Annotated in this window: 7 protein-coding genes and 1 pseudogene; 6 read left to right on the top strand and 2 right to left on the bottom strand. The window is 39.9% G+C overall.

All coding sequences use genetic code 11. From position 1 onward, the window contains the following. Positions 1-2: 2 nt before the first annotated feature. Both ZA06_RS08865 and mce read right to left on the bottom strand, forming a co-directional pair. Positions 3-1562: an acyl-CoA carboxylase subunit beta gene (locus ZA06_RS08865; RefSeq protein ID WP_053977118.1), complete on the bottom strand. Its 1560-nt coding sequence runs from the start codon at positions 1560-1562 to the stop codon at positions 3-5. Between the two features lie 41 nt (positions 1563-1603). After that, positions 1604-2011, bottom strand: a complete 408-nt coding sequence (gene mce, locus ZA06_RS08860) for a methylmalonyl-CoA epimerase (protein ID WP_053977117.1) — start codon at positions 2009-2011, stop codon at positions 1604-1606. 507 nt (positions 2012-2518) lie between these two features. Here mce and ZA06_RS08855 point away from each other — a divergent pair. The 6 genes and pseudogenes from ZA06_RS08855 to ZA06_RS08830 form a co-directional block, all read left to right on the top strand. After that, complete coding sequence (locus ZA06_RS08855) at positions 2519-5020, top strand: heavy metal translocating P-type ATPase (protein ID WP_053977116.1); 2502 nt, start codon at positions 2519-2521, stop codon at positions 5018-5020. Positions 5021-5192: 172 nt separating this feature from the next. Next, complete coding sequence (locus tag ZA06_RS08850) at positions 5193-5639, top strand: hypothetical protein (RefSeq protein ID WP_053977115.1); 447 nt, start codon at positions 5193-5195, stop codon at positions 5637-5639. Between the two features lie 396 nt (positions 5640-6035). Further along, complete coding sequence (locus ZA06_RS08845) at positions 6036-7334, top strand: hypothetical protein (protein ID WP_053977114.1); 1299 nt, start codon at positions 6036-6038, stop codon at positions 7332-7334. A 190-nt stretch (positions 7335-7524) separates the two neighbouring features. Continuing rightward, complete coding sequence (locus tag ZA06_RS08840; RefSeq protein WP_053977113.1) at positions 7525-8988, top strand: T9SS type B sorting domain-containing protein; 1464 nt, start codon at positions 7525-7527, stop codon at positions 8986-8988. Position 8989: 1 nt separating this feature from the next. Next, entirely contained in the window at positions 8990-11644 is a 2655-nt protein-coding gene (locus tag ZA06_RS16765; protein ID WP_082331986.1) for a PorP/SprF family type IX secretion system membrane protein, read from the top strand. A 97-nt stretch (positions 11645-11741) separates the two neighbouring features. Beyond that, positions 11742-14834, top strand: a pseudogene (locus ZA06_RS08830) (T9SS type B sorting domain-containing protein); the annotation flags it as partial.

The raw sequence follows: 14834 nt of genomic DNA, 5'->3' as shown, positions 1-14834 counted from the left end.
GATTATAATGGGATATTTGAGTGTTTTTTAGGAGGATTTACCTCTTTTTTGTTGGCTAGTAATTCCAATCCTCTAATAATTCGGAAGCGGGTATTTCTAGGTTCTATGACATCGTCGATAAAGCCGTATTTGGCAGCCACGTATGGGTTGGCAAATTTGGTAGTGTATTCATTTTCTTTTTCTTCAATGTAGTTCAGCTTTTCATCGGCATCTGTAATCTTTCTAATGTTGGAGCCTTCCAATACTTCAACGGCACCTTTGGCACCCATTACAGCAATTTCGGCTGTTGGCCATGCGTAATTCAAATCGCCGCGTAGTTGTTTACAGCTCATTACATCATGGGCTCCACCATACGATTTTCTTAAAGTAATGGTGACTTTAGGCACAGTAGCTTCTCCATAGGCGAAGAGTAATTTTGCGCCATGCAAGATGATTCCGGAATATTCCTGTCCGGTTCCAGGTAAAAATCCAGGAACGTCAACTAAGGTTACTAGAGGAATATTGAAGGAGTCACAAAAACGAACAAATCTGGCTGCTTTTCTAGAGGATTCACAATCTAGAACCCCAGCATAAAATTTTGGTTGGTTAGCGACAATCCCCACCGAATGCCCATTGAAACGGGCAAAACCTACTACAATGTTTTTGGCGTAGTTGGAGTGTACTTCCAAAAATTCGCCATTATCGGTGATAACTGAAATCACATCCAGAATATCATAAGGTTGGTTTGGGTTTTCAGGGATAATGGTGTTCAGTACGTCATCCAATCTATCAATAGGATCTGAAGTAGCAATGGTTGGTGGCTCTTCAAGATTATTGGAAGGAAGGTAACTTAATAGTTTTCTGATGAGCATTAAGTTTTCTTCATCATTTTCAGCTAAAAAGTGGGAAACCCCAGATTTGGTAGAATGGATGGTAGCGCCTCCCAATTGTTCTGTGGTAACATCTTCACCAGTTACCGATTTAACCACTTTAGGTCCCGTAACGAACATATAACTGGTTTGATCGGTCATAATCGTGAAATCGGTGAGGGCAGGAGAGTATACGGCTCCTCCAGCGCAAGGCCCCAAGATGGATGAGATTTGGGGAATAAGTCCAGAGGCCATAATGTTTCTTTGGAAAATTTCAGCATAACCTGCCAGAGAGCGTACACCTTCCTGTATACGGGCCCCACCACTATCATTCAGTCCAATAACGGGTACCCCAATTTTCATGGCCATATCCATGATTTTACAAATTTTCAACGCATAGGTTTCTGAAAGCGAGCCGCCAAAAACCGTGAAGTCTTGGGAGAACACATACACAATGCGGCCGTCGATGGTACCGTGACCGGTTACCACTCCGTCCGATAGGTAGCGCTCCTTGTCCAGACCAAAGGATTTGGTCCTGTGGGTAACGAACATATCAAATTCTTCAAAGCTATTTTCATCCAAAAGGATTTCAATACGCTCGCGAGCAGTTAGTTTTCCTTTAGCGTGTTGCGAATCGATGCGTTTTTCTCCGCCTCCTAATCGGGCTTCAGCGCGTTTGGCGATGAGCTCATTTATTTTATCTTGATTTGCCATGGGGGTGTTTTTTGTTACCGTCTATATAGTTTTGTTGGTACTTATTTTGAACAAAGTTCAGTTAGGACTCCTAAAGTAGATTTTGGGTGAAGGAAGCCTATGTTCAGGCCTTCGGCTCCTTTACGGGATTGTTGGTCTATTAATTGAACGCCTTTGTCTCCTGCCAATTGCAACGCTTCGGTGGCGTCGTTTACGGCGAAAGCGATATGGTGAATGCCCGGCCCTTTTTTGGCAATGAATTTTCCAATAGGTCCATCTGGGGAAGTACTCTCTAATAATTCGATTTTGGTTTGGCTAGTACCGACCAAAAAAAAGGCTGTCTTCACTTTTTGATCGACAACCTCTTCTATAGCATAGCACTTCATTCCTAAAATCTGTTCATAATATTTGATGGCTTCTTCTAGGTTTTCAACAGCAATTCCAATATGCTCAATGTGCGAAATATCCATGATTCATAGTTTATGTTATAATTCCGTTTGGTACATCAAAGCTATTGTAGGATTCCATTTTATATTATGATATATATCATGTAATAGGCCATTTTTTAGGGAAATAGTTAACGAAAACGTAATAGTTGACAACTTTTTACCTGTTTTAAAATATAATTTTTTGCTTTTTATGGTCTGAATGACCAAAACCAAAGTGTTTTGTGTTTAATGTAGGGGCAGATTTCTAGTTTTTCGATGCTCTCAAAGGGTATCATAAATGGTTGGGCACTCCTTATATAGCATCCCTATAGCTGCCCCATAGCAACCCTATGGATACCCTATGGATACCCTATGGGAACCTTATGGGAATAATTGATGCAGAAAAGTAGCAAAAGGCGAAGATGAAGTGGGTGTGAAAAGCTTCTAACGTCCCAAAAAGATGTAGTACCTTTATACTCAATTTGGGAATTTTCTTTTGAAGTTGGCCTTCGTGAAAATCCTTACACTATTCAATATAATATATTACATATGGTTCATACCTATCATATACATGGCATGTCCTGCAATGGTTGCAGAAAACATGTGGAAGCCACCTTGTCTAAAGTAGCAAATGTTTCTAATGTCAATGTGAATTTGGAAGCAGCTGAAGCCACCATTGAAATGACTTCGCACATTCCCATTGAAACCTTTCAAGATGCCCTAAAGGCAGATGGCGGACGTTATAGTATACACATGCCGGGAGAAATACAGCCTAAGCCGGCAAAAAAAGAAGCACTTCCTAAAGGACAGGGAACAGGAGTGTTTTATTGCCCGATGCACTGTGAAGGCGATAAAACATACGACAAACCAGGTGATTGTCCTGTCTGTGGAATGGATTTAGTAGAAGAGCAAAACTTGGCTGCAGTGGCATCTCAGCAGTGGACTTGCCCAATGCATCCTGAAGTTGTTAAAGATGAAGCAGGTGATTGCCCTATTTGTGGAATGGATCTGGTACCTGTAAAACCACAACTGTCTGCCGAAGAGCAGACCTATAAAAAGCTTTTGAAAAAGTTTTGGTTGGCGGTAGCTTTTACACTTCCTATTTTCTTGATTGCGATGAGCGATATGTGGCATAATAATCCCTTGAACACTATAATGTCGCAAAAATATTGGAATTGGGTGCAGTTTGTATTGTCATTGCCAGTAGTGTTTTATGCGGCTTGGATGTTTTTTGAACGAGCCTATAGAAGTGTCAAAACCTGGAACTTGAATATGTTTACCTTAATAGGTATCGGTGCAGGGGTTGCTTGGGTGTTTAGTGTGGCCGGTTTGGTAGTACCAAATGTATTTCCAGAGCAGTTCAAAACAGACTCAGGAGTTGTACATGTGTATTTTGAAGCCACTACCGTGATATTGACTTTGGTATTGTTGGGACAATTACTGGAAGCAAAAGCGCATAGTAAAACAAATTCTGCCGTTAAGGAGTTGTTGAAATTAGCACCTAACAAGGCTATAAAAGTTGTGGATGGTGAAGAAGAAGTGGTAAACATCGACAAAATTGTTCTTGGAGATTTACTGAAGGTGAAGCCCGGTGATAAAATTCCAGTGGATGGGGAAATCGTACAGGGAGAATCGGCTGTAGACGAATCTATGATTACCGGGGAGCCTATCCCAGTAAATAAAATGGAAGGAGACAAGGTAAATAGTGGGACTATTAATGGTAACCAGGTTTTCATCATGAAAGCCGAAAAGGTGGGAAGCGATACACTTTTGTCGCAAATTGTACAAATGGTAAATGAAGCCAGTAGAAGTAGGGCACCAATCCAAAAATTGGCCGACCGTATTTCTGCATATTTTGTTCCTATAGTGGTTTTGGTATCCATCATCACCTTTATAATTTGGGTGGTTTGGGGGCCTGAGCCTGCTTATGTATATGCTTTGATCAATGCTATTGCGGTTTTGATCATTGCGTGTCCCTGTGCTCTGGGATTGGCAACACCCATGTCCGTAATGGTGGGAGTGGGCAAAGGGGCCCAAAATGGCGTGCTCATAAAAAATGCCCAGGCTTTGGAAACCATGGACAAGGTAGATACCTTAATAATAGATAAAACTGGAACCATCACGGAAGGGAAGCCAATCGTAGAACAAATAGAAGGTTTTGAGAATGGAAGTGACGACCATGATCTGTTGGAGCAATATGCGGCATCCCTTAATAGTAATAGTGGACACCCTTTGGCAGAAGCTATTGTAAAGCATGCTAAAAGCCAAAACATAAAGGTTTTGGAAGTAGATAAATTTGAATCCTTGACAGGGAAGGGTGTTCAAGGAACTGTGAATGGGGTAGCTGTGGCTTTAGGGAATTTGAAATTGATGAAAGAAATAGGGGCAAGCATCACTCCCGAAATGGAGCAGGAAGTTCAAACTTTTCAAGAGCAGGGAAAAACAGTGTCTTATTTGGCTATGGATGCAAAAGTGAAAGGCTATGTGGTGACTGGCGATAAAATAAAGGATACCAGTGCTAAAGCTATCAAAGAACTTCAGGATTTGGGAATAGAAGTGCTAATGCTTACAGGTGATAATGAGAAAACGGCCCATGCCGTAGCATCGGAGCTTAATGGTATTCATTTTAAGGCAGGATTGATGCCAGAGGATAAACTGAAGGAAGTAGCGCAGCTGCAAAGTCAAGGAAAGATAGTTGCTGTAGCAGGTGATGGTATCAATGATGCGCCAGCCTTGGCCAAAAGTGATGTGGGGATTGCTATGGGCACGGGCACCGATGTGGCTATTGAAAGTGCCATGATTACTTTGGTGAAAGGTGATTTGCAAAGTATTGTCAAGGCAAAAAATCTGAGTCATGCCGTCATGAAAAATATCAAACAAAATTTATTCTTCGCGCTTATTTATAATACCATTGGAGTCCCTGTTGCGGCAGGAGTCCTCTATCCGTTTTTTGGGGTGTTGTTGTCGCCTATGTTGGCCGCCCTGGCTATGAGTTTTAGTTCGGTATCGGTAATTGCCAACGCTCTTAGGTTGCGACGTACGGTTATTTAAATGTTAAGGGTTTTAGGTTTTATAGTTGATTGTTAGAGAAATAGAGCTGTGGTGGGCACTACAGAGCTTCTAGGTGAATATTATGTAAAATTTATGAAAAAAATCGATGAAACGCTTGTTTTTTACGTTTAATTGCATAAATTTGCTACAGTTAACGCCTTAAATCTAAACTATGAAAACTAAATTTACCCTATTAAGTATTGTTTTTATACTTGTTACGGGCATTGGTTTTGCCCAAAAGAATAAAGAGGAGTCTCCTAGTATTATTAGCGGTAAGGTCTCTATTGCAAAGTACCATGACAGAGATCAGTTGGAGCATATGCAAAAAGGAGAGTTGTTGGAGCTCTATAAGGAGCGAATTGAAGTTATCGTAAAAATCTTGCCTAATATTGCATTTGCTACCAAGCCTGGTATTACAATGGCGTCTATGGGAATTCCTGAGACAAAGGATAACAAAAAAGCCCTAGAGGATAATATTGAAGCTTCCAAGGACTATTTTGAAAGTACCATCGAATTTCAAAAACGTATTTTACCTTATTCAGATAAATCAAATTTAATCATGGCTATTCTCTTTTATGAGGAAACATTAAAATCGTTACATACGTACGACGATTTTTAATAGTTCATAAAACGAATAGTGTATAAGGTATGCTATCAAAACTCAAAAAGAAACCCCAATATGATGATGGGTTTTTTTTCCGAGTTGGAGAAGCAGTAGTTAAAAAAGTCATTACAATATCATAATATAAAGTGTACCCCTGCTTTTAAAATTGAGAAGTAATATTGTAACGACCAAATAAGTTAAGATTGAAATTTCTTAAAGTATTAAAGAAATTCTGTAATGTATTGAAAGTAAGATGATTCTTTCCTTAAAATTATAAAAAGTAGGCTTTAGACTACAGTTATATTGAAAAGATGTATTTGAACGACTTTTTTTGTATTTCGTAGAATTTGTTTATACTTTTGATGTATCAACAGTTAGAAGACCCTTAATCTATTAATAATTACATTACTTATGAAAAACTTTACTCAGACTCTATGTTTGTTTCTTTTGGCTGCGGTTAATCTGTTTGCCCAACAGGAGAAAGGAATCATAGGAACCACAAACTGGTTAAACAACTGGACCGAATTTAGACCCAACCATGTAGACTATGGTGAGCCAACTCAAATCTTGAGTGGGAATATTTCACAAGACACTAAGCTTTACAAAAAGGATACCTATTTATTATTAGGTAGCGTGTTTGTAACAGAAGGAGCCACACTTACAATTGAGCCAGGAACTGTAATCCTTGGTGATTTTAAAACCAACGGAACTTTGGTAGTAAGTAAAGGTTCAAAAATTGTTGCCGACGGAATGGAAACCGACCCGATTATTTTTTCTTCCAATAGAAGCGTGAAGAAAGAAGGTGACTGGGGAGGAGTGTTCATTCTTGGAGATGCACCAATCAATAAATTCGGAAACGGATCTTCTGTGAATTACGGATTACGTCCTACTTCTTTTGAATATATCAACTATGGAGGAGAGAATGTGGAATCCGATTCTGGAATCTTTAGATACGTAAGAATTGAATTTGCGGGAAGACGTACCAAGGAATTTGGGTTCTTCAACGGATTGACACTTGCGGGTGTTGGAAATAAAACCGTTGTTGAAAATATCATGGTAAGCTATTGCGAAGGAAATTCATTCATTGTTATTGGAGGAGAATTCAATATGACACAGATGGTGTCGTACAGAAGTAGTAGCGATGACTACAAATTTAACTACGGTGCACAATGTCATATTACCAATTCATTGGCTATCCGTTCGCCATATGTATCTGGAGCCGATGGCTCTAGATGTATGTATGTTGCTTCTTATGAAGATAAGAATGAAGTAGACCTTACGAAAAAAGGAACGGTTGTAAAAGCTGAAAACCTAACTTTGGTAAATGTTAGCGACAATTTAGCTTCCGATATCGAAGTTGGTTTGGTTAAAGAGGCGCTGTACATTGCACAACATGCATCGTTGGAAATGAGTAAGAGTGTCATCTCTGGTTTTAATCCAGCGGTAATTCTTGACGACCACATTACTATCAATAATAAGAACTTAGACCGTATCAAGTTCAGTGAAATGTATTTCAACAACTGCAACGGAAATATTTTCACCGAGCACAATTCCAATAATGAAGATTTGGAAAACTGGTACGGAAACCGCGCGTTTTTTAACGTATACTCTAAAGGAAGTGACTCTGAAACGTTTATCGATTTAGCCAATTCAAAACGTCCTGACTTTAGATTGCGTATCAACAAAATTTATGCTTCCAATGCCGACTAGGCATTGGAAGATTTCCTAAGATGATTTTATAGGAGATACAATAGGGTGTGCTAATATTTCAAAACAACAGGAGATATAAGCAAACCCTTTTAGACCCTAAATCGGATTGATAAAACTGAAATCACGATATGACATTCTTGACCTTTAAGGTTTAAGAATTTGAGAATGAATAATTGCTAAATGTAATTGAATGCAAAAAACTACTATCTTAAACAGACTTACTTTGCTATCTGGTTTCTGTATTTGGTTGTTCGTGCAACAAACAAATGCCCAGTTGGTCATTGGTACGCCTAACTTAGGATTTAGTCAGGCTTGTGCCAGTGAGTCGTTCAATACATATAATGTAACGTTCGTGTTTTCTCCAGAAGCTATATTGGAAGCTTCCAACCAGTTCATCATCGAAATGTCAGATCCCGAAGGGGATTTTTCAACCCCTACAACAATATTCACTTCACAGCCAGGAGCTGTTACTGTGTCACCGGCAACTTTAAGTTTTTCATTGCCGACCACTACAGCTGGAGAAGGGTATAAGCTGAGAATAAAAAGTACAGCTCCTGTTGCTACAAGTGCAAAATCTACGGCCTTTGCGGCCTATTATAAAATTCAGGATAGCCCTTTTTCAATTAATAACTTGGTGTCCACTGGCGCATTTTGTTCTGGCGGAAGCTATTTGTTAACTATTGATAATCCTGGAACGGGAGAAAATGATTCTCCTTTAAATTATCCATCCCTAACCTTTAATTGGTTTAAGGAAACAGGACCTACTACGGCGGTTTTCATTTCACAGGGAACAACGTTGTCGGTTAATCAGGAAGGAACCTATTTTGCTGAAACCAATTATGGAACCTGTACTTCCAACTCGTTCTCAAATAGAGTAACTATTAGTGAAGTGTCTGCTGGTGAGGCCGATGCTACAATTGCTTCAAGTTTGGGAAATCCGTTTTGTCCAGATCAAGGTATGACCACTTTGGCAACCATAGGTGGTGTAAGCTACCAATGGTATAAAGATGGAGCGGCCATTTCTGGAGCAACAGAGCAAACCTATCAAACTAATGAATCTGGATTTTATTCAGTAGAAGTTGATTTGGGAAGTTGTGAAACCTCTGGTTCTATTGATTTGATCAGTGAAAGTTTTGAAAGCGAAATTAATGTTCCTGAGGATAATCAATTGGAAGAGGGAGACTATTTGTGGGTAGAAGTTACTACAACGGCTAATAACCCTATTTATGAATGGTATTTTAATGGCAGTTTGATTCCTGAGGCTACAGAACCTAGTTATGAAGCTTATGACTACGGTTCCTATAAAGTTGTGATTACAGAAACCACAGGATGTGAGACTTCACAAGAATTCACCTTTGTAATTGGAGAACCTATCGATCCCTTCCCGGAGGTAGGGAACATCCCTAATCTTATCAGTCCTAACGGCGACGGTATCAATGATACTTGGGTAATTCCACAGCAATATGTGAGTGGTTCCAATACAGAAATTGTGATTATGGATAGCCGAGGGAAAGTAGTACATCAAACCAATAATTATATGAACAATTGGCCTGAAAACCAATTGGGAGTTAGCAGTGTAACTCAAGTATTTTATTATATCATCACCAGTCCTGGACAAGACTCTAAAAAAGGTTCTATAACCGTTGTAAAGTAATATGAAAGCGTATCTTTTGGCCATAGTACTACTAGTCTGTTCCGTACAGATGACCTATTCTCAAGAAGAGGATGGGGTAGTATCGTTAGCTATACCGGTACGTAATTCTTTGCGTTTCAATAGATATGTGTTAAATCCAACTTTCAGTTTTGTAAGAGAGCAACACAAATATCTTAGTTTCAACAATAAGAGGGAATTGGTGCAGTTTGAAGATGCCCCACAAACCTATTTGGGAAGTTTTTCTGGTAGGTTTAAGGAAAATATTGGAATGGGAATTGGACTGTTCCAACAAAATTATGGAGTCCTGACTACTTTTGGAGGGCTTTTGAATTTCGCTTACAACGCACAATTAAATCGTGAAAACAATCTTACGTTCGGGTTGAACGTAGGCGCTTATAAAAGTGGTGTGAACAATGGAAATGTTGTGACTAATTATGACGATCCTTCATTGAACAACATCCCTTCCAATTTTTTACTGACCATAAATCCTGGAATCAATTATGGTACAGGCTTTTTCGATTTCGGACTGGCGTTGACCAATTTGGTGCTTTATAATGTAAATGCTTCTCAGCTTATCAAGGACATTCCAGATCAGGGAATACAAGGACATGTTATGTATACAGGTTATATGGACAGCCGAGGTTTCTTCGATCAAAGTAGATTCCAAGCTTTGGTAAGATCGGAGTTCAGATCAGATGAAACCATTGTATCAGGTTTGGCTATGTTAATGGTGCCTAAAGGTATTTGGGGACAAGTGGGATACAATACATTATATGGAGCGTCCGCAGGAGTGGGATTGAACATCACCTCGCAAATTGCCATTGAATATAATTTTGAAAAGGCTGTTGGTGAGTTCACCGATTTTGGTCCTTCACATGAAATCACTCTTGCCTACAGATTTAATAATACAGAACGTTTTTATTATAGTAGAGAAGACAAGGTGAGTGCCATTGTCTTCCCTGAAAAGAGAAGAAAACCTGTTTCCAAAAAGTCTAAACAACAGGCAGAAGCCAATAGAAAAGCGGCTATTGCTCGTAGAGAAGAAGCAAAGGCTAAGGCTGAGGAGGACGCTAAATTAGTAGCAGAAGCTAAAGCATTGGCAGATGCCGAATCAGCAAAATTGGCAGCGGAGGCTGAAGAGACACGTTTGGAGAAAGAAGCTGAAAGCAAAGCATTAGCTGAGGAGCAAGCTAGAGTAGCAGAGGAAGCAGCAGCTAAAGAAAAGGCTGAGGAGGATGCAAGGTTGGCTGCAGAAGCTGAAGCTCAACGATTGGAAGAGGAAGAACGTGCTAAGGCCGTTGCGGAAGCTAAGGCAAAAATAGCAGCTGAGAAGAAAGCAAAAGCAGCAGAAGAAGCTCGTTTGGCTGCTGAGGCTGCAGCAATAGCAAAAGCTAATGAGGAAGCTAGGTTGGCTGCCGAAGCAAAAACTAAAGCACAAGCTGAGGAACAAGCAAGATTGGAATCTGAAGCACAAGCGAAGGCTCAAGCGGAAGAAGAAGCTCGTTTGGCTGCAGAGGCTAAAGCAAGAGCCCAAGCCGAGGAAGAAGCAAGGGTAGCTGCTGAAGCTGCAGCAAAAGAAAAAGCAGCAGAGGAAGCTCGATTGGCCGCTGAAGCAAAAGCTAAGGCTGAGGCAGAAGAGCAAGCAAGATTGGAAGCCGAAGCATTGGCCAAAACTCAAGCTGAAGAAGAGGCCAGATTGGCTGCTGAAGCAGAAGCCGCAAGATTGGCGGAGGAAGCTAAAGCCAAGGAAGTAGTCTCTGACAAGCAAAAGGCTATGGAGGCCACAGACGATTTGGCCAAGTCTATGAATGAAATTACGAAGTTGACCGAAACGGACAGTACGGCACAAGTAGACTTAATCACGAGGTATAAGGAAGCCATCGCGATAAAGAATCAGGATCTTAAGGATTTGAAAGAGGAAAATGATTTGGGTGATCAAGGAATTGTAGTAGCTCCAAAACCATTTAAGAGTATCTCTGCCGAAAACAGAGCCATCGAAGCCTTGAAGGCAGATATCGATCATATCATCGATACCCGTACCCAGCGTATTGAAGAATTGGAAGAGCTATACGAGCAAAGACTTCAGTTTGCGCCAATAGAAAATGATCCTGTAATGTTGTATTACAAGAAAACTATTAAGCGATTAAAGTCTGAACAATTGAAAGCCATGGATACCAAAGCAAGTTTAACCACCACTTTGGAGGGCATCAACAGAGCTACCGAAATAGAAAGAAAACGTAGAATCAAACGTGCAGCCTATGACAATGAAGATGACAGATACATGCGCGATAGGTTGGCATTGAAAAATATCAAGCAAAGTACGCCATTGAGATCAGCGCCATTAAAAACGGAAGAATTCAATTTTGGAGAAGACCTTGGAGGAAATATCCAAATCGTGAAAAATGTTAAGAATGTAGAAAGTGGTTATTACATGATTTTGGCGGTCCATAACGATGTTGCCAAGAGAGATGATTTCTTAACGAAGGTAGTGTCGTCTGGAAGAACCGATGTGGATTTCTTCTATGACGTAAATACCAGTAAATATTACATCTATTACCAAAAATTTGATGCCATCGAACAGGCTAATGAAGCGATGAAATCAAAAGGTAATAGACCATATAATCAGAAGCTATCAATAATTAAAATAGAGAATTAAGTATTTAAAAATTAGAAAATTGAATTAATAGTAGTAATGGCAAACCTGTTTTCTGCAATGCCCCTTGGAGGAAATAGGATTTAAAAACAGAAACACCATGAAAACGCCTACTTATTATAGACCTTACCTTTTAGGTTTATTTCTGTTACTGATGAGCTTTGGTACAATGGCCCAAACCTATGAACCATTTACCATTAGAGAGAAAATAGAAGTAAAAGGGAGTATGCTGGTTATAGGAAACAATATCCTTGGTCAAAATAATTTGCCAGGGAATAATAATTCCATCGATAATCAAGATGTCAGCATGCAATACATTGATATAGATTCGGACACTTCTACATTTAGTTCTAGTAGTGCCGATATCGTATTACCTCCTCAAGAAGACGGTAGTGAAACTACTTGTTATTCGGTAGCTTATGCCGCTTTGTATTGGGGAGCGACGCTTCAAAATGGAGATCGAACCAATATAAATAAGGTTAAGTTCAAAACTCCGGAAGGTACTTCTTATGTAGATATTACAGGAGAACTTATATACGATGCCGTTGTAAATCCTATTGTCTCAGAAACTGGTGAACCAGGAAACACGCCTTATGCTTGTTATGCAGAGGTAACGGATATATTGGGAGATTTAACTGACGTGGAAGGGACCTATACGGTTGCCAATGTTATTTCTAGTGAAGGATCCAATTACTCAACGGGACTATCGGCAGGATGGACTCTTTTTGTGATTTATGAAGACCCTAACCTTCACATGAAATCCTTCACAACCTTTGATGGTTTCAGTCATATTTACGATGATCATTATGAGGAAATCCCTGTGGATGGCTTTACGACGCCTCCAGCAGGACATATCGATTTACAGTTTGCTTATGCTGTTTTAGACGGAGATAAAAATAATAGAGCCACTAAGCTTGAAATCAATAACAAAGAGGTTACCACCCCTTTAAGACCTGCCAACAAATTTTTTGGATCTGTTATTGAAAACATGAATGGAGTGTCTTATCCTAGAAATCCTTCAGGGACAAATACTTTGGGGTATGATACAGGTTTTTTGGAAATTGTAAATTCAGAGCCTGAATACATAAACCACAGTGAAACCTCTGCATCTTTTACACTACAGGTAGCCAGAGGACAAGCGGATCCATTGTTTTCGTTTTTCAGTGCTTTTGCTGTGGATATCATTTCACCAGAAATAGAACTGGTAAAAATTGTAGAGGATGAATTTGGAAATGAAATAAATGGAGACGATGTTATTTTAGGCCAAAACCTGTTCTACGAAATAAGCTATCAAAACATAGGAAACGAAGATATTACCAATTTTACGTTAACCGATATTCTTCCTGAAAATATTGTTTTTGATCCAGCTACAGATATTGATTTGACCAACTCAGGAGGCGCAACATTGTTATCTTACGATCCAGTAACACGCACTATTGTGTTCGACATTCCTGATGAATCTGTAGAATTTGGAGATCCTGTGTTTGTGATTCGTTTAGCGGTACAGGTAGTTCCAAATTGTTACGATTTAAGTCAGGCTTGTTCCAACGAAATCGTAAATCAGGCTTTTGCCACCTACACGGGAGCAATTAGCTCTATCACTGTGGAAGACCAACCAAGTTATGTCTCTGTAGAATGTAACAGCTTCCCGCAACCAACCAACTTTTTAGTGGATATTTCTAATTGTGATTATGAAAGAGAAGAAGTGCTGTGTGGAGGAAGTGTTGAATTAACCGCTGCCGATGGTTATGAATCATACTCTTGGTCAACTAGCCCATCTGGGTCACCGGTTATAGGAACAACACAAACCATTACGGCAACCGAAACAGGAACTTATTATGTAACCAATACAGCGCCTGCAACTTGTTTATCTATTGAAGAAGTGGTAACCGTGACCTTGTATGGAACCACCCAAACAAATCCAGTGATTCCTTATGCAGATGAAGTAGTCATCTGTCCAAACGATGGTAAGGAACTGCCGAATATCTTTTTATGTGGGGCTAACGATTCACGTGATATTTTAACCGGAATTAGTGATGCTGCTTCTATTATTTGGGAGAAATTGGATGAGTCTAGCTGTGAAGCTGTGGCAACGCCAGATTGTGCCAACGAAAATGATGCCTGTACTTGGAACCAAGTAGGAACAGGTCCAGATTTTACAGCTAACACCTCAGGACAATTCAGGTTGGTAATCAACTATCCAGGGGGTTGTTACAGTATTTTTTACTTCAATGTATATCAAAACTTATTGAATCCTACAGCAACAGCTCAGGACATCATTTGTGAAACACCTGGCCAAATTACCGTAGGAGGTGTACCTTCTGGATATGAATACAGTATTGATGGTGTGAATTACCAATCTAGTAATGTGTTTACGGTGAATTCCCCTGGATATTATACCATTTACATCCAACAAATAGGAGTAGACACCAACCCTTGTATTTTCGAGACACCGAGTGTACATGTGATGGAAAGAGAGTTTTCTGTGGTTAGTAACATTACCCAACCAGAATGTTATGGTGACTTTGGAAGTGTGCATTTAGCAGTTAATGAAGCCTTACCGCAATATTACTATAGCCTTTACCAAGGCGGAACTTTTGTAGATGGCGTTGGACCTATCATGGCGAGCGATTATGAATTTGCCTCATTAAATCCTGGAAATTATACTGTTAATGTAAGTACCGATGATGGATGTTTGCATTCAGAAGAAATTGAAATTGTAGAGCCTCCAATGATTGAGGTGTCTGCAGCCTTAACAACACCGCTTACCTGTACGGATGGGGTGATTACGGTTTATGCTTCAGGAGGAACGCCTCCTTATTACTATTTTGTAAATAGTGATACAGATTTCCAATCATCTCCTGAAATTGCAGTGTCCACACCTGGATTATATGAAATTACGGTGATGGATGCCAATAACTGTACGGCAACTACGTCTATAAATGTGGAAGCAATCCCTGCACCAGAATATACAATTTCTCAGACGAATATTACTTGTATAAGTTCTGGCGATACGGGAACTATAACTATTGAAGTTGTAGATGCCAATGGGAATGCATTGCAGTTCAGCATCGACGGGGGATTGACTTTTGTAAGTTCACCGGTGTTCACGGGTCTTGCGGAAGGGGACTACGAAGTAGTGCTCCAATATACCTTGGGAAGTTCGGTGTGTCTGACGGAGCCACAGACGGTG

The organism is Mangrovimonas xylaniphaga (assembly GCF_001280435.1).
Taxonomy (GTDB): domain Bacteria; phylum Bacteroidota; class Bacteroidia; order Flavobacteriales; family Flavobacteriaceae; genus Mangrovimonas_A; species Mangrovimonas_A xylaniphaga.
The sequence above is the reverse complement of the archived record's forward strand: the minus strand, read 5'-3'. Positions and strand labels throughout refer to the sequence as shown.

Bases quoted from the DNA above. Each gene is read 5' to 3' on its own strand.
- ZA06_RS08865 (WP_053977118.1), bottom strand. From the start codon at position 1,562: ATGGCAAATCAAGATAAAATAAATGAGCTCATCGCCAAACGCGCTGAA.
- mce (WP_053977117.1), bottom strand. From the start codon at position 2,011: ATGGATATTTCGCACATTGAGCATATTGGAATTGCTGTTGAAAACCTA.
- ZA06_RS08855 (WP_053977116.1), top strand. From the start codon at position 2,519: ATGGTTCATACCTATCATATACATGGCATGTCCTGCAATGGTTGCAGA.
- ZA06_RS08850 (WP_053977115.1), top strand. From the start codon at position 5,193: ATGAAAACTAAATTTACCCTATTAAGTATTGTTTTTATACTTGTTACG.
- ZA06_RS08845 (WP_053977114.1), top strand. From the start codon at position 6,036: ATGAAAAACTTTACTCAGACTCTATGTTTGTTTCTTTTGGCTGCGGTT.
- ZA06_RS08840 (WP_053977113.1), top strand. From the start codon at position 7,525: ATGCAAAAAACTACTATCTTAAACAGACTTACTTTGCTATCTGGTTTC.
- ZA06_RS16765 (WP_082331986.1), top strand. From the start codon at position 8,990: ATGAAAGCGTATCTTTTGGCCATAGTACTACTAGTCTGTTCCGTACAG.